The organism is Microcoleus sp. D2_18a_B4 (genome assembly GCF_036702475.1).
In the GTDB taxonomy this organism is placed as follows: Bacteria; Cyanobacteriota; Cyanobacteriia; order Cyanobacteriales; family Microcoleaceae; genus Microcoleus.
On record NZ_JAUBTL010000066.1, the window covers coordinates 15,883 to 38,726 of the forward strand.

At 46.3% G+C, this 22,844-nt stretch carries 10 protein-coding genes; 5 read left to right on the forward strand and 5 right to left on the reverse strand.

What is annotated here, in order from left to right; all coding sequences use genetic code 11:
• Window positions 1–86 precede the first annotated feature (86 nt).
• Complete coding sequence (locus QUB04_RS27540; RefSeq protein WP_333289356.1) at window positions 87–5,651, forward strand: AAA family ATPase; 5,565 nt, start codon at window positions 87–89, stop codon at window positions 5,649–5,651.
• 318 nt (window positions 5,652–5,969) lie between these two features.
• Here QUB04_RS27540 and QUB04_RS27545 read toward each other — a convergent pair whose 3' ends face one another.
• On the reverse strand, window positions 5,970–7,586 hold the full coding sequence (locus QUB04_RS27545) for a HAMP domain-containing sensor histidine kinase (RefSeq protein WP_333289358.1): 1,617 nt from the start codon (window positions 7,584–7,586) through the stop codon (window positions 5,970–5,972).
• Between the two features lie 42 nt (window positions 7,587–7,628).
• Here QUB04_RS27545 and QUB04_RS27550 point away from each other — a divergent pair, with 42 nt between their 5' ends.
• Together QUB04_RS27550 and QUB04_RS27555 are read left to right on the forward strand one after the other, a co-directional pair.
• On the forward strand, window positions 7,629–7,766 hold the full coding sequence (locus QUB04_RS27550; RefSeq protein ID WP_333289360.1) for a hypothetical protein: 138 nt from the start codon (window positions 7,629–7,631) through the stop codon (window positions 7,764–7,766).
• Window positions 7,767–7,854: 88 nt separating this feature from the next.
• Window positions 7,855–9,261: a TldD/PmbA family protein gene (locus QUB04_RS27555; RefSeq protein WP_333289362.1), complete on the forward strand. Its 1,407-nt coding sequence runs from the start codon at window positions 7,855–7,857 to the stop codon at window positions 9,259–9,261.
• A gap of 302 nt (window positions 9,262–9,563) precedes the next feature.
• On the opposite strand, the gene patX is transcribed toward QUB04_RS27555, so the two are convergent.
• Together patX and coaE are read right to left on the reverse strand one after the other, a co-directional pair.
• Complete coding sequence (patX, locus tag QUB04_RS27560; RefSeq protein ID WP_333289363.1) at window positions 9,564–9,779, reverse strand: heterocyst-inhibiting protein PatX; 216 nt, start codon at window positions 9,777–9,779, stop codon at window positions 9,564–9,566.
• An 810-nt stretch (window positions 9,780–10,589) separates the two neighbouring features.
• Window positions 10,590–11,321, reverse strand: a complete 732-nt coding sequence (gene coaE, locus QUB04_RS27565; RefSeq protein ID WP_333289366.1) for a dephospho-CoA kinase — start codon at window positions 11,319–11,321, stop codon at window positions 10,590–10,592.
• A 205-nt stretch (window positions 11,322–11,526) separates the two neighbouring features.
• Here coaE and QUB04_RS27570 point away from each other — a divergent pair, with 205 nt between their 5' ends.
• Window positions 11,527–16,671 (forward strand): CHAT domain-containing protein, encoded by a 5,145-nt coding sequence (locus QUB04_RS27570; RefSeq protein ID WP_333289368.1) that lies wholly within the window; start codon window positions 11,527–11,529, stop codon window positions 16,669–16,671.
• Window positions 16,672–17,279: 608 nt separating this feature from the next.
• On the opposite strand, the gene QUB04_RS27575 is transcribed toward QUB04_RS27570, so the two are convergent.
• Window positions 17,280–18,704, reverse strand: a complete 1,425-nt coding sequence (locus QUB04_RS27575; RefSeq protein ID WP_333289370.1) for a diguanylate cyclase domain-containing protein — start codon at window positions 18,702–18,704, stop codon at window positions 17,280–17,282.
• A gap of 422 nt (window positions 18,705–19,126) precedes the next feature.
• Here QUB04_RS27575 and QUB04_RS27580 point away from each other — a divergent pair, with 422 nt between their 5' ends.
• Window positions 19,127–22,153, forward strand: coding sequence for a PAS domain S-box protein (locus tag QUB04_RS27580; protein ID WP_333289372.1), 3,027 nt, complete (start codon window positions 19,127–19,129; stop codon window positions 22,151–22,153).
• Window positions 22,154–22,514: 361 nt separating this feature from the next.
• Here the strand turns inward: QUB04_RS27580 and QUB04_RS27585 are convergent, their stop codons facing one another.
• Window positions 22,515–22,730 carry a hypothetical protein gene (locus QUB04_RS27585; RefSeq protein ID WP_333289374.1) on the reverse strand — a complete coding sequence of 72 codons (216 nt, stop codon included), beginning with the start codon at window positions 22,728–22,730 and terminating at the stop codon, window positions 22,515–22,517.
• Window positions 22,731–22,844 lie beyond the last annotated feature (114 nt).

Genomic DNA, 22,844 nt, shown 5'->3' on the forward strand with positions numbered 1-22,844 from the left:
TTTTAAGTATTAATACCAAGGAAGAATCTGATTTGCACTAGATTGTAAGAGTAAATCAAATATTTATCTAAAAAATAATTATTGCTATGATAGAATTAACTGGCTATCAAATTCTCGCTCGAATTTATTCAGGCACTCGCACCCTAGTTTATCGCGGAATTCGCCTCTCGGACCAAAAACCGGTCGCCATCAAAGTCTTGCGAAACGAGTATCCCAGCTTCAGCGAACTCTTGCATTTTCGCAATCAATACACGATCGCCAAAAACCTAAATTTGCCCGGAATCATCCAAACCTACAGCTTGGAACCCTACCGCAACGGCTATGCGCTGATTGTGGAAGACTTCGGGGGAATTTCTCTGAAGGAATGGACGGGGAAAGGAAAAGCCGTGCAATCTCTTGTTGATTTTTTCCAAATTGCGATCGATCTAAGCAATACATTAGATATACTTTACCGCCACCGCATCATTCACAAAGACATTAAACCCGCCAATATTTTAATAAATCCTGAGACTAAACAAGTCAAACTCATTGACTTTAGTATTGCATCTTTGCTGCCGCGAGAAACTCAAATGCTGATGAGTCCCAACGTGATCGAAGGAACACTCAGCTACTTATCTCCCGAGCAAACAGGAAGAATGAATCGCGGCCTTGACTACCGCACAGATTTTTATTCATTAGGTATAACTTTTTACGAATTGCTGACAGGAAAATTGCCATTTCAATCCAGCGATCCGATGGAATTGATCCACTGTCATATTGCCCAGCACCCACCATCTGTACGTGAAATTAATCCCGAAATTCCCCTTGTCCTCTCGGAAATTGTCAGCAAATTGATTGCAAAAAATGCCGAATGTCGCTATCAGAGTGCATTAGGGCTGAAAGCAGATTTAAAAAATTGTTTGCAACAACTCAATGATACAGGTAAAATTGAGAGTTTTGCCATTGGGCGACGAGATTTTTGCGATCGCTTTATCATACCCGAAAAACTCTACGGCAGAGCAACCGAAGTCGCTGCATTATTAGCAGCATTCGCTCGAGTAGCAAACCCCTCTAAATCTCGTTCCCCACAAGAGCCTGGGAACGAGAGAAACCAGGGAAAAGAAGACTCACGCCTTACTAAGGGCGGCTGGGCGGACTCGAACTTATCCCGCAGCGAAATGATGCTAGTTGCCGGATTTTCCGGCATTGGGAAAACCGCTGTAGTCAATGAAATTCACAAACCCATAGTTCGGCAACGCGGTTATTTTATCAAAGGCAAATACGACCAATTTCAACGCAACATTCCATTTAGTGCTTTTGTGCAAGCCTTCCGAGATTTAATGGATCAATTACTCTCAGAAAGCGACGCTCAGCTAGAACGATGGCAAAGGAAAATTATCAAGGCTCTTGGCGAAAACGGTCAAGTTATTGTAGAAGTAATTCCTGAATTGGAACGAATTATTGGGAAACAACAGCCTGTCTCTGAACTTTCGGGAAGTGCCGCCGAAAATCGTTTCAATTTACTATTTCAAAAATTTATCTCGGTTTTTGCTACAAAAGAACATCCCTTAGTGATTTTTTTGGATGATTTGCAATGGTCAGATTCAGCATCTCTGAAGCTTTTGCAAGTGTTGATGAGTGAAAAAGATAGTCAGAATTTGCTGGTAATTGGGGCATATCGAGATAACGAAGTATCTCCGGCTCATCCATTTATGTTGGCAGTAGCAGAGATGGAAAAATCCCAAGTAACGGTAAATACTATTACCTTGGAACCTCTGAGTCAAGTCGATATTAACGATTTGATAGCAGATACGCTCTCGTGCGAGATCCCTCTTGCTCAGCCATTAACCGAGTTAGTTTATCAAAAAACCAAAGGCAATCCATTTTTTGCCACGCAATTTCTCAGGGCGCTACAGGAAGATGGGCTGATTGCGTTTGATCCCACCCCCCTTTCATGCCCCCTTACGGAGGGGGGAGAGAGGGGGGTAACATCCCCCGTTATCAGGGGAGGACACAGGGGGGTAACAGGGGGGTGGCAGTGCGATATCGCCAAAGTCAAAGCTTTAACTATCACCGATGATGTAGTGGAGTTTATGGCGGTGCAATTGCAGAAATTGCCGCCAAAAACTCAGGATGTGCTGAAGTTGGCTGCGTGCATTGGAGCGCAGTTTGATTTGAATACATTGGCGGTAGTCAGCGAGAAGTCGCCGGAAGAAACTGCTGCCGATTTATGGAAATCCTTGCAAGAAGGATTCATCTTACCAACCAGTGAAATTTACAAGTTTTATATAGGGAAAGAAGAGGGGAAAAGCACCCCCAACGTGCCAAATACCGCCGCTCAATTACCTCACTACAAATTTCTCCACGATCGGGTTCAGCAAGCTGCTTATTCATTAATTCCTGATGACAAAAAGCAAGCTACCCATCTCAAAATTGGACAGTTACTTCTGCCGAATTTCTCAGAGGTTGAAAGAGGAGAAGAAGTGTTCGATATTATCAATCATTTTATCATTGGCTCTGAGCTAATCACGCAGCAGGAAGAACGAACCAAGCTTGCTAAAATTAGCCTCTTTGCGGGGCAGAGAGCTAAACTATCAACTGCTTATGAATCGGCGACCAAATATCTCGCTTTCGGTTTAACTTTTCTACCAGCTAATAAATGGGAGTCTGCTTATAAATTAACATTTACGATGTATTTAGAAAGCCTTGAGGCTGAATTTTTAGCAGGTCATTTTGAGGAAGCTGAAAATTTGATACAAATCGCCTTTAGTTATGCCAAATCAAGTCTTGAGCGAGCCAAAATTATTGCGATTCAGCTAACTCATTATCAAAATAATGCCCTGTATCAAAAGGCGATTCAGGTAGGAATTGAAGGGCTGAAACTGTTAGGCTTAGAACTGGCGATTATGCCAAACGAAGCGGAGTTAGAAGCGATGGCTCTGGCAGTTAAAAAAACCTTAAATCAGCGCGCAGTTGCCGGACTAATCGACGCACCACTCATTGTCGATGAAGAACGCCAGATGCAGATCAAACTGCTAATGAACATGGTACCGCCCACTTACCTAACTAATCAGGAGTTGTTAGTGTTGGTTGTTTTACACATGACCAATCTCTGTTTGCAATACGGGAATACAAATGTGGCGGGTTTTGTTTATGTTTGGTATGGCACAATTCTCTGCCAACGCTTTCAAGACTATGAATTGGGCTATGAGTTTGGACTTTTAGGGTTGAAGGTGAATGAAAAATTTAATAACACCACCCTGAATGGCAAAATTTATATGTCCTTCGGCAACTTTATCAACCATTGGCGCAAGCACGTCAGTTCCAATCTTGTTCTGCAACAAGCTGCTTATCAGGGGGCAATGGAGGTAGGGGATTTTTCTTGGTGTCATCACAGTGCTCTGTTCAGTTTCTGGCAGCAGGCGATCGTCTCAAGCGATATTCACAGTTTGCTGGCTCGACATGAAAAGTACATCAGCTTTGCGGAACGGACTGAGATTACGACAGCCTTTGCCCTAATTCTTCAGTGCAAGCTCCTAGAGAACTTGCAAGGGCTAACGATAGGGAAGTATAGCCTTAGCTCTGAAACATTTGATGAAGAGTCGGCGCTAGCAACATTCAATGAAATTGGCTATGGCTATGGCAGTAGCACTTACTATTTCGCTAAAGCCTTTTTGTTTTTTACCTATGGTGAGTATGCTAAAGCTTATGAAATGTTAGTAGCGGCGGCCGACTTTTCTAATGCACTATATGGACAATTTCAACGTATTGTGCATTGTTTTTATCAGTCTTTGACTGTATTGCAACTTTATGGGGAAGCACCGGAAAAACTACCCAAAGATTATCAAGAAATTCTTCAGAATAATCGGCAACAACTTCAAATTTGGGCACACAACTGTCCTGAAAACTGTCTGTCCAAATTTCTGCTTTTAGAGGCGGAGATGGCTCGTGTTGCTGAAGAAAAATGGCCGGCTGCTGAGTTGTACGATCGCGCCATTCAACTCGCTAAAGAAAACGAATTCCTCAACGAAGAAGCCTTAGCAAACGAACTCGCAGCTAAATTATACCTCAATTGGGGCAAAGAAAAAGTTGCCGCAGGCTATATGCAGGAAGCCTACTATTGTTACGCTCGCTGGGGAGCAAAAGCCAAAACCGATGACCTAGAAAAACGTTATCCCGATCTGCTGCGTCCCATCTTACAACAGTGCGTCCAACCCTTCACTATTTTAGAAACCCTATCCACCCTCACCAATCCCACCTACTCAATTCCTTCGATCACCCATCACAGTACCTCAAGCACCTCCATTAACCAGGCTCTAGATTTTTCGACTCTGCTGCAAATCTCCCAAATGATTTCCAGCACGATCGACCTGGATGAGTTGCTGCAAATTGTGACCCAAACCATGCTACAAAACTCTGGAGCCGATCGCTGTGTACTGATGCTGTGCCAAGATCAACAATGGCAAGTGCGGGCGATAGCTACCTGGGAAAACATTAGCCTGCAAAGGGAACCCCTAGAGAATAATCCCACCGTTCCCGTTAAATTAATCCAGTATGTCAAAAACACCCTAGCAGCAGTTGCCATCGATCACCTCAAAACTGATCTGCCTGTGATTGACGATTATTTAGACCACCACCAACCAGAGAGTTTGCTGGGTTTGCCAATTCTAAATCAGGGGAACTTGGTCGGCATTTTGTATCTAGAAAATCGGATAACCAGTGGGGTGTTTAGTCGCGATCGCCTCCTAGTGCTGAATTTTCTCTCTAGTCAAGCGGCGATCGCTCTGGAGAATGCCCGTCTCTATCACCAAGTGCAGCAGACTTTGAATGAACTTCAGCAAGCTCAGATGCACATGATCCAAAGTGAAAAGATGTCAGCATTAGGTAATCTAGTGGCAGGGGTTGCCCATGAAATCAACAACCCCGTTGGTTTTATTGCCGGGAACATTAATGAAGCTCATGCTGGAGTTCAAGACTTAATTGATTATTTGCGCCTCTATCAAGAAAAGTTTCCTCCATCCGAAGCAGAATTGATTGAGAAAGCAGAGGAAATAGATTTAGATTATCTAGTAGAAGATTTACCCAAAATGTTGAGTTCCATGAAAATAGGGTGCGAGCGCATCAAAAACATCAGCACCTCCCTCCGCACTTTCTCTCGTGCCGATACGGCCCATAAAGTTGAGGCCAATATCCACGAAGGCCTCAACAGCACTTTGATGATTTTACGCCATCGCCTGAAAGCGAACGACAAGCATCCGGAAATTGAAATCATTAAAGAGTACGGCAATATTCCCAAAGTAAAATGTTATTTGGGACAATTAAACCAGGTATTTATGAATTTGTTAGCAAATGCGATCGATGCCTTAGAAGAATCGAATCAAGGACGGACTTTTGCCGAAATTCAAGCCCATCCCAATCACATCACTATTCAGACAAAAGTAGAAAGTGAAAAGGTAAAAATTTCCATCGCCGATAACGGAAAAGGAATGTCAGAAGAGGTGAAAAATCATATCTTCGACCATCTATTTACCACTAAAGACGTGGGCAAAGGAACTGGGTTAGGACTGGCGATCGCGCGTCAAATTGTAGAAGAAAAACACGGCGGCCAACTGAGTTGTTTTTCAACACCGGGAGAAGGAACCGAGTTTGTCATTGAAATTTTAATTGATTAATGCGATCGTGCTGTAGGGGCGGGTTTTACCAACAATATTTGAGGCTCACAAACAATCTATAAAAACCCGCCCCCACCCAACCAATAACCCTGATTAACTGTAGGGGCGGGTTTTACCAACAATATTTGACGCTCAGAAACAATCTATAAAAACCCGCCCCCACCCAACCAATAACCCTGATTAACCTGATGTTCGATCCCCTTCAAAAAATATTAATTCGGATTTGTCGTTGGGCTGGGGCGGGTTTATTATATTGTTCATTTCTGACATAGATGGTTGGTAAAACCCGCCCCTACAGATTTTGCCAATAATTAATAACTATTGCAGCGGCAAAAATACCGTCATCACCTCACCCTTTTGGGGTCGCTGGCGAATTACCAACTTCCCGCCAGCAGCCCGAAATAAATTCTTAGTCACGCTCAAATTTAAACTCAAACTTCCCGTCTCCGGCTGCACCATCAACAAAGGCCCGATCGATCGCAAAGGAGCATTCGCCGCTTCTGCAAAAGTCGATGCGACATTACCTTCAGGTAAGTGTTCCGATTCCAACTGCAACTTTAACTGATCGCCCGCCAATGTCACCTCCACCTGAATGCGACTCCCGGAAGGCAAAGTTCGAGTAAAATTCTCAATCAAATTAGTTAAAACCTGATCCAGCATCGTCGGATCGCTGACTACCGCCGGCAACTTTTTCGGCACAATAACTTCCAAAGTGTGGTTTCGCACAGCCGCCTGTTTTTGCCAGCGGGGAATGCTATTTTGTAGCACTTCACCGAGGGACATTGCTGTTAGCTGCACGCCAGAATTTTTAGCTTGCGACATTTCCAATTCCACGGCGCGGAAAATTAAACCGAAGCGATCGATCTGAGCGGTACACTCAGCATCAATCATTTCCAAACGCTTGACCACCACCGCATCGAGTTTGGGACGTTTCAGCAACAATCGAGTCAGCGTGCGAATGGTAGCCAAAGGAGTGCGGACTTCGTGGGCGATCGCCTGTAGCAATTCCACCTCTTTAGTAGCCAGAGGCATTGGAGATTTGCAGTTGATATCTGTAGCCGATAACTTGTGATGTCTATGGTTCAAACCCTCATCAATTCTTTCATCCTTTATCCTGCCTGCTTCATCTTTCCCAATCGGCAGATTATGCAACAGCAAGCGGCTGAACTGCATCACTGTTTGATAATTTGGCTCCACAGGCAAAAACTGCTGGAACAGCCCGTCTAATTTAGTAGAATTATTAGTTAATTTGCTAACCGGTAAATTGAAGCTACCGTCAGAATTGGCAAGCAAACATTCGCTTTCAGTCACCCTGCGCCGCAAAACCTCCCAAGCTTTGGCGACTACTTGCGGATCGAAAGAAAATAGAAAAGCCGGAATTCCCGCAGAATTTTCACCCAAAACCATCACCAGGCTAAAACTAGCAGTTAAAACCAAACAAAACTGCTCGTTGGCTAAGGGATCGCCACTTGCCAAAGCCAAAGCCGGGGCCGCCGCAGGCACTGATATTTGCACATCAGCCGCCGGCATTAAAGCTAAAGTTTGTCTGGCCCGAAAAGACCACAAAGCTGCATCGTTGTCGGGAATACTGGTAAAAATCCAATTGGCAAAGCCGTTGGCCAAAGCGGGGTCAGTCAAAACCGAAGATGGGCCAGACAACACCAATCCCTGACAGGAATGGGGAATTGTCGATCGACCATTTGCTCGATCGGCATCTGTTTTTTGTCCTGCTTTTTGCCGATCGAGCATTTGATTCAAAGCTGCGATCGCCCCGTACCATTCCTGTTCAGCTTTCAGCCGAGAAGCCCCACGGCTTCCAGGACATCGATGGCGGTTGTTTTCTCCCGCCAACTTAGCATCAAAGAGACGGAGGTCATTTTCTTGGCCTTCGGAGGCTAAAATTTCGCTTATTGTCGGTAAAAAGTAAGTATTCACAGTTATAAACCCACCTTCGGAGGCATGAAGGGTGAAGTATTTATGTATAGGAAAGTTCAGGAGTTAGGAGTCAAGCACCAGCACGATCGAAAAATCCCGCATAATTTCTTGCACCTTCCTCCTAACTCACAGGATATCCACATTTGTCAAGGAACGATATTGGCAGAACCGTACCAATAAGTCGCAATCTCCGCGCTTGGGGCGATATTTTGGACGATCGCCCTAACAAAAGTGCAAAATGAAGTAAGTTAAACACCGTGCTTTCCTTATGCCCACCTCGATCGCCGACTCGAAAAATCTGCTGTCCGACTTAATGGCACGCTACCGCAACCAAGTCGATTATCTGGCAATTCGACTGGAAGAAGCCGAAGGCACCGACATCCTGCTGCGGGGCGAAAAAATTGAAACCCTCAGCGAAGGAGTCTCAATTGGCGGCCAAGTCAGGGCTTGCCACAAAGGCGGTTGGGGCTTTGCCAGTTTTAACCGACTTTCCACCCTCGCCGAAAGAATCGAAGAAGCCATCGCCGCGGCCAAACTGATCGGCGAAGAAGAAACGATCCTGGCGCCAGTTACGCCAGTACAAGACATTTGCTTGCTGCCGCTGACTGGAACAGACCCCCGTCTGGTTCCCCTAATTGACAAAAAGCAATTGTGCGATCGCTACGCGGCGATTCTCCGCAGCATTGACCCCCGCATCGCCACGATCTCCGTGCGCTACGGCGACAGCACCCAGCGCATCATCCTCGCCACCTCCGAAGGCACCATGCTCGAACAAGGTTGGGCAGACATGGAAATGCGCTTTGCCGCCACAGCCCGCAGCGGGGAAACCGTACAAACCGGCCGCGAAACCACTGGTTCCCGCAAAGCTTACGAAGATTTAACCGATCTCGATGTTCAAGTTCGCAGCGCCGCCCAGCGCGCTGTAGATTCTCTAGCCTTACCCCCCGTCCAAGGCAACACCTACACCGTCGTCATCGACCCAATTTTGACCGGATTATTCGTCCACGAAGCCTTCGGACACCTTTCCGAAGCCGACATGGCCTACGAAAATCCCGACATTTTGGAAATTATGACCCTCGGCCGCCAGTTCGGCCCCAAAAACTTGCAAATTTTCGACGGTGCAGCGCCAGAGGGACACCGTGGCAGCTATTTCTACGACGATGAAGGCACTCCCGCGACTACTACTCAGTTAATTAAAGACGGCGCTTTAGTCGGGCGACTGCACTCGCGGGAAACGGCGGGTAAGTTGGGAGAAACGCCTACTGGCAATGCTCGCTGTTTGAATTATCATTATCCGCCGATCGTCCGCATGACGAATACTTGGATCGAACGAGGTGACACGCCAGTTGCTGACTTATTTTCTGGAATCAAAGAAGGGGTTTATGCGCGCAATTGGCAAGGCGGCACGACTAACGGCGAAATGTTTACTTTCAGTGCCGGCGAAGCTTGGATGATCCGCGACGGAAAACTGGACAATCCGGTGCGGGATGTTACTCTTGCGGGTAATGTTTTCAGCACTTTAGCCGATATTGAGGCGATCGGCGACGATTTCTACTGGGATGAATCCGGCGGCTGCGGCAAGGCAGGGCAAAGCGGTTTGCCCGTCGGCTGTGGCGGCCCGAGTTTGCGGATTCGCGATGTCGTTGTTGGTGGCGAAGCTGCAGAAGAAGATTAAGGCTGCAAAAGTTGAAAAAAAAGGTAAAGCGTAAGATTCCTACTCGCGCTTTACCTTTCTTTATTTTTTGAGTGCAACATTTCCCGCCCGTTGGTGTTGTCTGATATCTTGAGGACGCTTGGCCAAAAAACCGGAATAGCCAAAAATTATGCCTTGACTCGTCAAATACCGCTGAAAAATCGGTTTTTTGCTACGCAGTACGTAAGTCCGCAATTAATGGCTCGAAATATTCAATTTTTCTCTTCTTATCGCAATTTTCTATTCTTCCATTCTCCCTCTAATTCCCCGCAATTATCGCTTTTTTAGGGTTTATCTCCCCTCCCGTCCCCTCGTCCTGGTGGCTTATTATCTTGCTCTTTATCGTAAAAGGTCTGAGTGTCGGCTACGGCGGTTAAAATTTCGGGAGCAGAGTTGTCTTGAGCAAAAAAGGTCGATCGAGTTTCTAAGCTTTGAGCGTTAACTGCGGTAGCACTCAGTAACAGGCTTGACATCAGGATGGAAGAGTAAACGCGCATCATAAATTTTGGTGTTTGTATTTTCCCCTTCTTGATACGCAGTCTGTACTCTGCTATCAGGATAAAAAAAATAATTGTGGCGAAGTCATCAATTAGTAAGTGACGGCACCTGCAATTTTTTTGAGTTTTGGTTAAAAGCGGGTGAAATCCATCGTCTAGCTCGCTTGTTCGCGGGTAATTTCTAGTTGTCTGCTACTTGCGGGCAACCAGCAGAACTCAAGACCATGTTCAAAAAAATAATGCTACTCTTCTATGCCCGTGTTCCCCACCCTGGTAGCTATAAATCATTCCCAAATCTCAAATCTCAAATCTCAAATCTAAAAGGGTATCGCCCCTGGAATCCTTTTGAAACAGTCTTCCAAGAAAGAAACAAAAACCGCCAATTGTAAAGTTTTACTACTTTTATGATTAACTCGATAATTTATTGAGTTGAAGCGGCAACCCGGGGATTAAAGACACAACAGGAGAGTACCCAGGCGCGCCATCAGCACGTTACATATAAATATCTTGGTGAATGAGATTCCTTAAAGGGGGCAATGCCTAATTTTTCATATTAACTTCATAAATCGTTGCTATTGTATTTTTAAATAAATTGTGAACCTTTTATTTTTTCTGATTTTTTCTGATCTTGCTTTGTGACAAGAGCGCTTACGCGCCACTCCGAAGGAGGAGTCGAAAGCGGTTGGGGAAAAAAAGCCCCTTCACAAAATCGTGGATTGAATCTCAAATCTCACCTCTCAAATCGACTAACTGGCACGCAGGGATTTAAAAAACATGGTTTTAAAACCGCTATCGCGGAATCAATCTCAAATATCAAATCTCACAGCGACTGAGTTGCACATCTACCAGCAGGAATAGCGAGTCGAGGGTTGACGAGTTGTCCAAAATAACGTCAGCTTGTTGACACTTTTGAGCTAGCGGCAACTGCGCGTTAATGCGGGCATTAGCTCGATCGTAACTCAAGCCGTCTCGCTGCATTAGTCGTTCTAACTGCACTTCGGGTGAACAGTACACTACCCAAATTTCGGTACACAAGTCAGTCATGTTAGCTTCAAACAGCAGCGGCACTACCAAAACCAAAGTCAACGTGTCAGTCTTGGCAGAGAAACCGGGTTTTTTTTCAACAATACTCGGTTCTAGCTTTTGGTAAAACAAGCCGGTTTCTTGAGTCTTTGTACCTAAATCCTGTGTGTCTTGGGATACCAAACTCGATGCAGCAATGCAGCTTTGAGTTTCCTCAACTAATCGGCGGCGCACGTAAGGGTGAATCTGTTGTTCCAACCACTGCCGCTCGTCTGCGTTACAAAAAATAATACTTCCCAAATCGGGCCGATTTAAATTGCCGTCCGGGAGCAGAATACCCGCGCCGTATCGTTTTACAATAGAGTCAAGTATTGGCGAACCGGGGTTCACAGCTTCGCGGGCGTAAATATCGGCATCTAAAATCGGAAATCCACAGGCATCTGCCAGATAATTAGATATGGCGGTTTTACCGGTGGCGATGCCCCCAGTTAAACCGATCCGACGGACAATTAGATCGCTCATAATTTTCTCTGTTTAAACTTCCTGTGTTTCGACACTTACTGTCAGTCTTTGCTATGTTGGTGACACAATCAAATTTAGACTTAAATTTTAAGATTTGCGATCGAGAGTTCGCGTTAAGAAGTGTCAGGATAGGGGTGCGATCGACTCTTTTTTACCTAAAATCTCAATTTTAAACTCGAATTAAGGTCTAGACCGAGGCAAACTTATGAATGCTCAACGTGCTGTGCGGTCGATTATGGCAGCAATTCCCCTTGCTGGATTTTTGATAGTAGATTTTTTACCCAACCTGGTTTTCCTCAAAGAAAACAGCAGCGGATGGGTACTCGTGGCAATTTATCCCCAATCTCAAATTGCTGCAGCACAATCTATTACTCCAGCCCCAGACGGCACCGGAACCACTGTCACCGCCCCAGGTACAGGGTCGCCTCCTCGCTACGACATTAACGGCGGCACTACATCCAGAGACGGAGCAAATTTGTTCCACAGTTTTACTCGGTTTGGCCTGAATGCTGGCGAAACTGCCAATTTCATCTCCAACCCAAGCGTTAAAAATATCCTCGGCCGTGTTGTCGGCGGGGACGCTTCCTTAATTAACGGCCTAATTCAAGTTAGCGGCGGCAATTCTAATTTGTTGCTGATGAATCCCGCAGGCATTATCTTCGGAACAAATGCCCGACTCGATGTGTCCGGGTCTTTTTTGGCTACCACCGCTAGCGGTATCGGTTTTGACAACGGCTGGTTCAACGGTACTGGGGCGAACGACTTCGCGGCCCTCGTCGGAACGCCGAATGCTTTTGTTTTTGGCCCACAGCCCGCGAGTATTGTCAATGCCGGTAACTTGGCTGTCGGCGCGGGGCAAAATTTGACTTTGCTGGGCGGTACGGTGATCAGTACGGGCTCACTTTCAGCCGCAGGCGGTCAAATTACTGTGGTGGCGGTTGGAGACAAAAATCTGGTGCGGTTGAGTCAAAACGGACTTTTGCTGAGTTTAGAAGTTTCTCCAGCAGCCGGAGTGTCGGGTTCCGAAGGTGTTCCCTTCTCTCCGCTGAGTTTACCTGGACTGCTTTCGGGCCCCGGCGTGGCTAACGCTACGGGTATAACTACGAACGCTCAAGGTGAAGTCGTGCTCACAGGCGGCCAAACAGTGCCTGCAGGTGCTGGAACTGCGCTGGTAGGGGGTTCTGCGGACGTGTCTGCCAGGGGGGGCGTCGGAGGAAGCGTCAACGTGTTGGGCGACAAGGTAGGGCTGTTTGGAGCGAAGATTGAGGCTTCGGGGCCCGACGGTGGCGGAACGGTGCGGATCGGGGGAGATTACCGAGGCGAGGGAACTGTGCCGACGGCCAGGATGACTTACGTGGATGGCAAAAGTTCGATCGCCGCCAACGCAACTGAATCAGGCAACGGCGGCAGAGTTTTGGTCTGGGCTGACAACACTACAGCATTTTTGGGCAGCATCAGCGCGAATGGCGTTTCTGCAACGGGAACCGCAGGGGTTGGGGGGTTTGTAGAAGTGTCGGGCAAGCAAAGATTGATTTTTAACGGTACTGTTGATACCTCTGGGACAAACGGTTTGGGGACTTTGCTGTTAGATCCAGACAATATTTTAATTACAGATTCCCCAAAAGCTGCGGGCGATGCGGCAATAATTGCCAACAATAATATTTTGGCAACAGGAACGCCACCAGGACAGGAAAACAATTCTGAGCCTTCGCTGACAATTTCGGCTACAGCTTTGGAAAGTATGTCGGCTACGTCAAATGTGGTTCTCGAAGCCCTCAATGATATTACAATTGCTGATTTGGCGGACAATCAGTTGAGCTTTCAAGCAACTACTGGTTCGGTAACATTGAAAGCAGATGCCGATCGCAATGGTGCGGGTGTTTTTTCGATGAATGCGGCCGATACAATTAGCACCGGTGGCGGTGCGATAGCCATTTCGGGAAGTCAAATTACTGCGGGCAATTTGTCGAGTAACGGCGGAAATATTAGTTTGATTAGTCCGGGTTCGACTATTGCCAACAATATTTCTTCATCCAATCCCAGCACCGGCAGCAGCGGGAATATTGTACTCGACGGCCTGAACGTAACGGCCCAAAAACTTGATGCCAGCGGCCCGGAAGCGACTGGAAATGTAACTGTGACGGCTCGGAATGTTTTGGGAGTGAGCTTCGTCGCAGCGGGATCTGGAAACATTACTTTGACTGGTAATGAAATTAATTTCAAAGGCGACAAAAATTCTGTCAGCGGTAGTGGCTTTTTGGTACTGCAACCTTGGAGCCCCGGTCAAAATATTGCGATCGGCGGTTCTGGAGATGTCGGCACTAATATTTATTTGAATCTGACGGCAAACGACCTCGGAAGTTTGGAAAATGGGTTTGCTGGAATTACGATCGGCCGCAGCAACGGTATCGGTTCAATTCTCATGGCCAACGATTTCACATTTTACGATCCGCTAATTATTCAATCGCCGGCGGGTTTGGGAACAATCACTACCACAAATTCTTTGACAGCGGCCGACAATGCCTCAATTACTCTCAAAGCTGACGGCAATATCCGTACCGGAAATATCACTACCAACAATCAGGAAATTCGCATCGTCAGCACCGCAGGCAATGTCACAACCGGTCAGCTAGTTACTGGAACTGCCCGCACTATCAACACTTCTGTCAATTCTTCCCAAGATATAGGCAATTCGGCGGGAGATGTTAGTGTTACCGCACAGGGCACGGTGACTGCCGGGGCGATCGACACGAGGGGCGATCGCGCGGGGAATGTGACGCTGACGGGACGCAATGGAGTCACTGCAGGCGCGATCGAAGCTGGCGGCTCGAAAACACCGGGAAATATTACTTTAACCGGCAACGAAATTGACTTGACGGGTGACAAAAATTCGATCGCCAGCAAGGGCAATCTGGTGCTGCAACCGGCTGATCCCAGTCAAAATATTATAATTCAAGGTTCTGGCGATACAGAAGCTCTGAACTTGACTGCTGCTGAATTGAACACTTTTCGGAATGGGTTTGCTTCGATCGCGATCGGGCGTTCTGACGGTAGCGGTGTGATCTCGATTGGTTCTCCAGCGCCAGATTCAACGCCGAATTCAACGCCAGTAGCGCTGACATTTCAAGATCCGACGACGATTCAATCGCCGTCGGGCACCGGCGCGATCGTGGGAACGGGTGCGATCGTCGGCACTGATAACGCCACGATCTCTCTGATGGGCGGTACTGTAGCCGTCGGAGACGTTACCTCGACTGCGGGGATTAACATCACTAGCAGTCAAGGCAAGTTGACTGCGGGTACGGTTTCATCTCGCTCAACTTCCGGGGTGGCGGGCCCTATCAATATTCGCAGCGCCGGTGCGGTAGAAACCGGCAACATCGATGCTTTTGGTGCCAGAAGCGGCGGAAATATTTCGATTGCGGCGCCGGGCCGGATCGTTACAGGGGTGATCAATTCGAGTTCGCAGTCGGGAAGTGCGGGTTCGAGCCAAATTACCGGGCAGAAAGATGTTGAAGTTGTTTCGATCAAAGCTCGCGGCAATACGGGCGGCGATGTGGCAATCGAAGCGGGGGGAGCGTTTCTGGCTGCGGGAACAGGAACGGCTGCTGAGCGCGCCGAGGTTAGCATTTCTACAGACGGGCTGGCTCGATCGGGTTCACAGACGCTGCTGCAAAGCACTTGCCCGTCGGGAACCTGTACGGCGGCGACGGTTGGGACGGGAAACTTGAAGTCGAACACTGCCACTTCCTCAACTGCGATCGGGCCGCTGGCGATCGTGCCGAGTCCGGCACCAACTACCACCGTGGAACTGAAAACTACAGCCAATTCTCAACAAATTGTGACTCAGGTGAGTCTCGGCCCCGCAGCGTCGGTGCCAAAGAGCACTAACGCAAATGTCTCGCCAGAACCTGCTGGTGTCTTTGTTGAGGCTCAGTCGAACGAGACTGCGGCCGGCCCGGTACTGCTGTCGCCGTCGGTGTTACAAGACAATTTTGCCCCGCCTGCAGCGACAGAAAACCGTAGCGCGGCAACTGCACAGAAGCCCGCGAGTGCGGTAACAGCAGAAAGTATGGGGAATGTGAGGGTTCCTGAGATTTCTCGATCGAGTTCGATGGCGCCAATAAATCCGATCGACGCAGTGCAGCAAAGGGATAGAACTCAGGGCAGGGAATTTGAACGTTACTTTGGGGGCACTGTCACTGAAAAGTCAGTCACGCAGCAAAGTATTCGAGATACTCTCAGCAGCGTCAATCAGTTGACTGGGGTTAAACCGGCCATCCTTTACGTGTGGGCGAAAGAAAAACATTTAGAACTTGTGTTGTTATTGCCAGACGGCAAAAATGTTTTTAAAAGCGTGCCTGCAAGCCGCGAGACAGTCCTGCAAGTTGCTAAAAAATTCACTAATGCTATCAGAAGTCCCAGGAGATTGAATACTGCTGACTACAAGCAACCTGCCGAGGAACTTTACCAGTGGTTAATTGCACCGCTGCAACCGGAATTGGAGGCTAACAAGATTGACACTTTGGTGTTTTCGATGGATGTCGGTTTGCGAACTTTGCCTTTGGCTGCTCTTTACGACGGCAAGCAGTTTTTGGTAGAAAAGTACAGTTTGGGGCTGATTCCGAGTTTGAGTTTAACTGATACTCGCTATGCCGATGTTAAGGGATCTGAAGTGTTAGCGATGGGTGCGTCGAATTTTCCTGCCAAATACGATCAAAATCCTTTGCCTGCGGTGCCGCTGGAAATATCGACAATTGTGGGCAAGATTTGGCCGGGTTCGTCTTTTCTCAATGAAGCTTTTACTTTGGCAAATTTGAAGCAGAAGCGCAATCAACCGCAATACAAAATTATTCATTTAGCTACTCACGGCGATTTTCAGCCTGGGGGAGCCCAAAATTCTTACATTCAGTTTTGGGATACTAAGTTGCGGTTGGATCAGTTGGATCAGTTGAAGTTATCTAACCCGCAGGTGGAGTTGTTGGTTTTGAGTGCGTGTACTACGGCGGTGGGGGACGAACAAGCTGAGTTGGGGTTTGCAGGGTTGGCGGTGCACGCGGGGGTAAAATCAGCTTTGGCGAGTTTGTGGTATGTCAGCGATGTTGCTACTTTGGGGCTGATGACTGAGTTTTACCAGGAGTTGCGTACAGCGCCGATTAAGGCTGAGGCTTTGCGACAAGCGCAGTTGGCGATGTTGCGGGGCGAAGCGCGGTTGCAAGATGGTTATTTGGTGCGATCGGGCAACAATCAAGCTCTGCCTTTGCCGTCGGAGTTGACTGCCAGGGGCGATCGAAATTTCTCGCATCCTTATTATTGGGCTGCTTTTACCATGATCGGTTCGCCTTGGTAATTCTGAAGTCCGAGGGTGCGATGCCCAAAAAACCGGGAGAGAACAAGTCGCAAAACTCGGAGGGTGGGAATACCTAAAAAAGTGCGGTCACTCACACTAGAGACCGCGACCTCAACATCCAAAACGGGATAAAATGGAACAATAAAATTTTAAAAAAAACTCGACTGCTAGCGCCAGAAATATTGAGCGTCTATAGCGGTTCTCAAAAAAGTGAGGTATGCCCACGGAGGCCTATGCCCTATGCCCACGGAGGCCTATGCCCACGGAGGCCTATGCCCATGAGTACCTCATATGAGAGATCGAAAGGCTATACAAGTCTTTACTAAAAACTTTTAGCCCCGATAAATTATGATAATTCAATCAAAAAGTTTCGATTACCCAACAACAATCGCTCTTGGTTATCAAGCCATAACGCTCGGCGGTGAGAATAAACTCATTGGGAGCCACGCTTTCTCCGTTTTCGTCTAGCATTCTTAACAAAATTTCATAATGCTTTAATGATGGGTTAGAGGTAATAGATCCCATCTTTTGGGAGTAGAGACAAAAACGATTGGTTTCTCACGCACGGCTGATTTTGGAAATCAAGTGCGTCTCACCACGTTGTCTAATTATATTAGTTCGCCATCATCTAGACGATAAACATGAACACAGTTGCGACCTTTGCTTTTGGCAGCATAACAAGCTACATCAGCCGCCCCCATAACCTCCATCAAATCAGGGCTGTCTTGGTTAATGGCAACAACTCCAATACTGACCCCGATGATAAAGGTTTTGCTATCCCAAATAAACCGAAACTGATGCACTAGGTCTTTGAGGTTTTCCGCAATTAGAGCGGCTTTAGAGAGGGGACATTTAGTAAGCAAAAGACCAAATTCATCACCTCCCAATCGAGCCAGTGTGTCATTAGCGCGGACTCCCTTTTGTAAAAGTCTAGTGATTTGGCGCAGTAGCTCATCGCCAGCAATATGACCAGCGGTATCGTTAACGACTTTGAACTTATCTAAATCTAAATAACAGAGAGCGTGCTCCTGATTGCTATCTTGAACAGAGGCGATCGCCTCAATTAGTCGCTGCTCAAATCCTCGACGGTTGATTAAACCCGTCAGAGGATCGTGACTGGCTTCCCAAGAGAGTTGACGAGCAAGATTGCGCGATTCGGTAACATCATGAAAGACGATGACTGCCCCGATAATTTGACCTTGGCAGTCTCGAATCGGTGCTGCTGAGTTCTCAATGGCATACTCCGTCCCATCGCGCGCAATGAGTATAGTATGGTTAGCTAAGCCCACAATTCGCTTCTCCAACAGAGTCTTGCCGATCGGATTCTCTACTGGCTTTCGCGTTACTTCATTGACAATTTCAAAGACTGTTGACAGGGGGAGTCCCTTAGCCTCATGAGCCTTCCAGCCTGTCAGTTGCTCAGCGATAGGATTGAAAAATCGCACATTACCTTGAGCATTGGTAGTAATAACTGCATCACCAATCGATTGGAGTGTCACTTGAGCGAGTTCTTTTTCGGCAAAGAGAGACTCTTCGAGACGTTGGCGTTCTTCCATTTCTCTCAAGAGACGTAAATTCTGCTCTTGGAGGCTTTGTTGCAACCGTCGGATGGTTAGGTGAGTTTCGACACGAGCTAATACTTCTTCGACTTGAAACGGCTTAGCAATATAATCTACCCCACCAACAGCAAGCCCCTGAACCTTATTGAAAGTTTCATTGAGAACACTCAAAAAAATTATCGGAATGCCTGTGGTTTGCTCGTCAGATTTTAATTGTTTACAAACTTCATAGCCATCCAAATCGGGCAATTTAATGTCCAGTAAAATTAGTTCCGCCCAGGGCGATTGGGCGGCTCGGATCGCCATTGCGCCTGTTGTGGCACAGCGAACTTTATAACCATGTGTCCTCAAAGTACGGCCCAGAAGATGCAGGTTATCAGGCAGATCGTCAACAATTAAAATATTGCCGCGGTAGTTGGTAGCTGGCTCGCTAACTCTATCGCTAGTTCTATCGAGAATCCTACTCCTTTCCATAGTTTCTTGCCAGAGGAATATCACCCTATGAACAAGAGTATACTTGAATTATTAGGTTATCAACTCACTTGAGGTAGAAAGAAATCCTGCGTGAGCAGAGTTCGAGGACTGCCACGCTGGCACAGCCCCTACAAAATCTGACTTGTTGAGGTAGGGATAATCTCCCTGTGGTTGCCCTTCTTCGTTTCGGGTAACATTAGGAGAACCTTTTTTCAACCCAAGCAGCCGATTTATGAACAAGCACATTTCTTAAAGGGCAAGTCTACTCGTCATTGCGATCGGATGTCTCGTGCTGCTAGGTTGGCAATTTGACATCTCCCTACTCAAAACTGGTTTTCCCGGTAAGACTGCGACTATGAAGTCGGCAATGGCAGAACTCAATCGCTAAGCACTTCAGCACTCATGAATAAAGCAGGTTAGGTATGATTACACAATTTTTTGAGACGGCAGGATTCATTCCTCATGGTCACTGCTATCTCTGGCAAACAAACTTAGTAGGATTACATATTTTATCCGATGGTTTAATTGCTTTAGCTTACTACTCCATCCCAATCATGCTAATCTACTTTGTGCGACAGCGCCAAGATATTCCATTTCAGAAAGTATATTTTCTGTTTTGCGCCTTCATAATTGCCTGTGGTACAACTCATATCATGGAAATTTGGACGCTTTGGTTTCCTACTTATTGGCTTTCGGGAGGACTTAAAGCTATTACTGCTCTGATTTCTATATATACTGCATCTGAGCTAGTATTGTTAATACCATCAGCCTTAGCTTTACCTAGTCCAGCTCAACTTATTGTGGCAAATCAAGCCTTAGAGAAGGAGATCAATGAGCGCAAGCGGGCTGAAAACGAACGCCAACAAATTGAGGTGGCTTTACGAAACAGTGAAGAGCAGTTTCGCAATGCGTTTGAAAATGCCTCAATTGGAATGGCGATCGTTTCACTGGATGGGTACTGGGTTAAAGTCAATCCTGCCTTATGTCAGATTATTGGCTACTCATCAGAAGAGTTGTTAGCGTTAACTTTCCAAGACATTACCCATCCTGACGATTTAGACATGGATCTTAGGTATGTACATCAGCTATTAGCAGGAACAATTTCAACTTTCCAAATAGAAAAACGGTATTTCCATAAAGAAGGACATATTATTTGGATTCTTCTTGATGGCTCGCTAGTACAAGATGAACAGGGAAATCCACGGCATTTTATTGCTCAAATCCAAGACATTACCCCTCGCAAAGAAGCTCAAAAGACGCTAGAGCTTCAGAGTGTTATTATGCAGAACATGGCAGGTGGAGTGTGTTTAATTAAAGCCTCAGATTTCACGATCGTCTACACCAATCCCAAATTTGACGCTATGTTTGGCTACACAAATGGCGAACTCGCAGGTCAACCCGTTGGTGTCTTGAATTATATCGATACAGAGGTAACACCAGACGCAAGTTTTCTAGATATTGTCACTCAAATCAATCAGAACGGAGAAGCCAAATATGAAGTCTACAATAAGAAAAAAGATGGAACTCTCTTTTGGTGCAGAGTTCATACATCCAGGTTTGAGCATCCTGAATACGGAACTGTATATGTTGCCGTTCAGGAGGATGTGACAGAGCTCAAACAAGCTGAGCAAGCTTTGCAAGCTACCACAAATCGCCTCAACTTTCTCCTGAACTACAGCCCCGTCGTTATTTTTAGCAGTCAACCTGATGGCGATTATCCAGCAACGTTCATCAGCGAAAATGTCAAAGATGTATTGGGCTATGAAAGCATTACTTTTTTAGAAAATTCTGAATTTTGGGTGCATAACTTACACCCAGATGATCTAGAACGAGTGCTTAATGGCTTAGAGAATCTATTCGTCAATGATTTTTATTTCCATGAATACCGTCTTCGTCGCTCAGATGGCGTTTATCGCTGGATACTCGGTCAACTCAGGCTAATTCGAGATAGTGCAGGTAGACCAGTGGAAATCTTGGGATATTTAATTGACATTAGCGATCGCAAACAAGCCGAGTTGGAACTTCAGCAAGCTAAAGAAGCAGCAGAAACAGCAAACCGAGCCAAAAGTATGTTCCTGTCCAATATGAGCCACGAACTGCGTACTCCTCTCAATGCTATTTTGGGATTTACGCAATTGATGAGTTACGATCCTGTTCTGACTCCCGAACTCCAACAAGATTTGGCGATCGTCAATCGTAGCGGGGAACATTTATTGGAATTGATTAACGACATTTTAGATTTATCCAAAATTGAGAGCGGACAGATGACACTCTCTCTTTCGGACTTTGACCTCAAATTTTTGCTGATTTCTCTTGAAGAAATGTTGCAAATTAAAGCCCAATCAAAAGGATTGAAACTAATTGTCGAGCGAGAACCCAATCTGCCCGATTTTGTGCATAGTGATGAGAAAAAACTGTATCAAGTCTTACTCAATCTGCTCGGTAATGCGATTAAGTTTACTAATCAAGGAAGCGTCACCTTACGAGTAAGATCGGAACAGAGCGACCAAACGTCCTGTCGCCTATGTTTTGAAATTGAGGATACTGGAGTGGGAATTGCTCCAACAGAAGTTGAGAGCTTATTTAAGGCGTTCGTGCAAGCTGAAGCTGGGAATAAATTGAATCAAGGTACTGGTCTAGGTCTAGCTATCAGCCAAAGATTTGTCCAACTCATGGGTAGTCAGATTCGGGTTCAAAGCACATTGAATCAGGGCAGCATTTTTTACTTTGAACTTGGGGTAAAGTTACCTCAAACAGTCTGCCTTGCCTCAGAATTGCTTAAACAAAGAGTGATTGGTATAGCTCCAGGACAAGCAACTTACCGCATCCTTGTGGTTGAAGATATAGAGGAAAATCGCCGCTTATTGGTCAAACTTCTTACCTCAGTCGGTTTTGAGGTGCGCGAAGCAACACAGGGAGTTGAAGCACTATCCCTCTGGGAAAGTTGGTCTCCACACCTGATTTGGATGGATCTACGAATGCCGATCATGGATGGCTACACAGCTACCAAACGCATTAGAGAACACTCTCAGGGACAAGAGACTGTCATTATTGCTTTAACTGCCAGTGCTTTTGAAGAAGAGCGACAGAAAGCTCTTATGGCTGGTTGTGACGACTTTATCAGTAAGCCATTTCAGGAACGGATAGTCTTTGACAAACTCGCTCAACACTTGGGAGTAGAGTACATCTACACAGTTGTAGGAAAAGATTCCCAAAAACTATTGGTTGATTCTTTATCTCCAGAAGATATAGCCGTGATGTCCTCTCAGTGGTTAGAACAAATGTATCAAGCTGCCTACTATGTTGATCCTGAAGTCATGAACGAGCTAATCAAACAAATTCCCGCATCTAAATCAACCCTTTCTAATTCGCTAATTGATTCTGTCAATAACTTTAAGTATGACCAAATTATGGAGTTAATTCGACCTCTGCTCCCGAATCCAGTTTAGTTATCGAGTTTAAGGACAAAGGGGAGCATCTCACTTATGCAGCCCTCCGCTAGAAATTGGAGCCAGGAGTCAGGAGTCAGGAGTCAGGAGGAAAGAAGAAGAAGGAAGAAGGAAGGAGGAAGAAGGAAGGAGCCATAATAAGCGTTTTTACAAATATGAGATGCTCCCGGACAAAGAAGCTATATTGCTCCCAAAAACCTCTCCAATAATTCCCAATGTCTTTACCAGCTTGGTTGGCGGCGGGTACATTAAAGGCTCCGCAGCCATAAACCAACGCTTAAATCAGGGTTTCAACGGTTCATCAATACAGCATATTCCATGTAGATGTAGATGGCGAGAAACCGGGTTTCGAGCAACAGAATCAGTAATGATGCGAGCACTGTAAAGAAACGGGCGTGAGAGCGCGGTGTACTTCATAAACTTGGAATACGCTGTAAAACTCGCCAGCAAATAACAGCGGATAGACGATCGACAAACTGATGGTTTTTTCCAGTATCGGCCGATACTGCCACAAGTTGAAGTAAGCCGCTTTAATCTGATCTAGCTGTCGTTTTTGAAAGTCGGTGATTTCGGGCAATTCGTCTTGCCATTATCTGAAAAATTGGTCGTCTGTGAGGGAGCATCTCATATTTGTAAAAACACTTATTATGGCTCCTTCCTTCTTCCTCCTTCCTTCTTCCTTCTTCTTCTT

Bases quoted from the DNA above. Each gene is read 5' to 3' on its own strand.
- QUB04_RS27550 (WP_333289360.1), top strand. From the start codon at position 7,629: ATGTATAGGAAAGTTCAGGAGTTAGGAGTCAAGCACCAGCACGATCGA.
- QUB04_RS27580 (WP_333289372.1), top strand. From the start codon at position 19,127: ATGATTACACAATTTTTTGAGACGGCAGGATTCATTCCTCATGGTCAC.
- QUB04_RS27540 (WP_333289356.1), top strand. From the start codon at position 87: ATGATAGAATTAACTGGCTATCAAATTCTCGCTCGAATTTATTCAGGC.
- QUB04_RS27555 (WP_333289362.1), top strand. From the start codon at position 7,855: ATGCCCACCTCGATCGCCGACTCGAAAAATCTGCTGTCCGACTTAATG.
- patX (WP_333289363.1), bottom strand. From the start codon at position 9,779: ATGATGCGCGTTTACTCTTCCATCCTGATGTCAAGCCTGTTACTGAGT.
- QUB04_RS27575 (WP_333289370.1), bottom strand. From the start codon at position 18,704: ATGGAAAGGAGTAGGATTCTCGATAGAACTAGCGATAGAGTTAGCGAG.
- QUB04_RS27570 (WP_333289368.1), top strand. From the start codon at position 11,527: ATGAATGCTCAACGTGCTGTGCGGTCGATTATGGCAGCAATTCCCCTT.
- coaE (WP_333289366.1), bottom strand. From the start codon at position 11,321: ATGAGCGATCTAATTGTCCGTCGGATCGGTTTAACTGGGGGCATCGCC.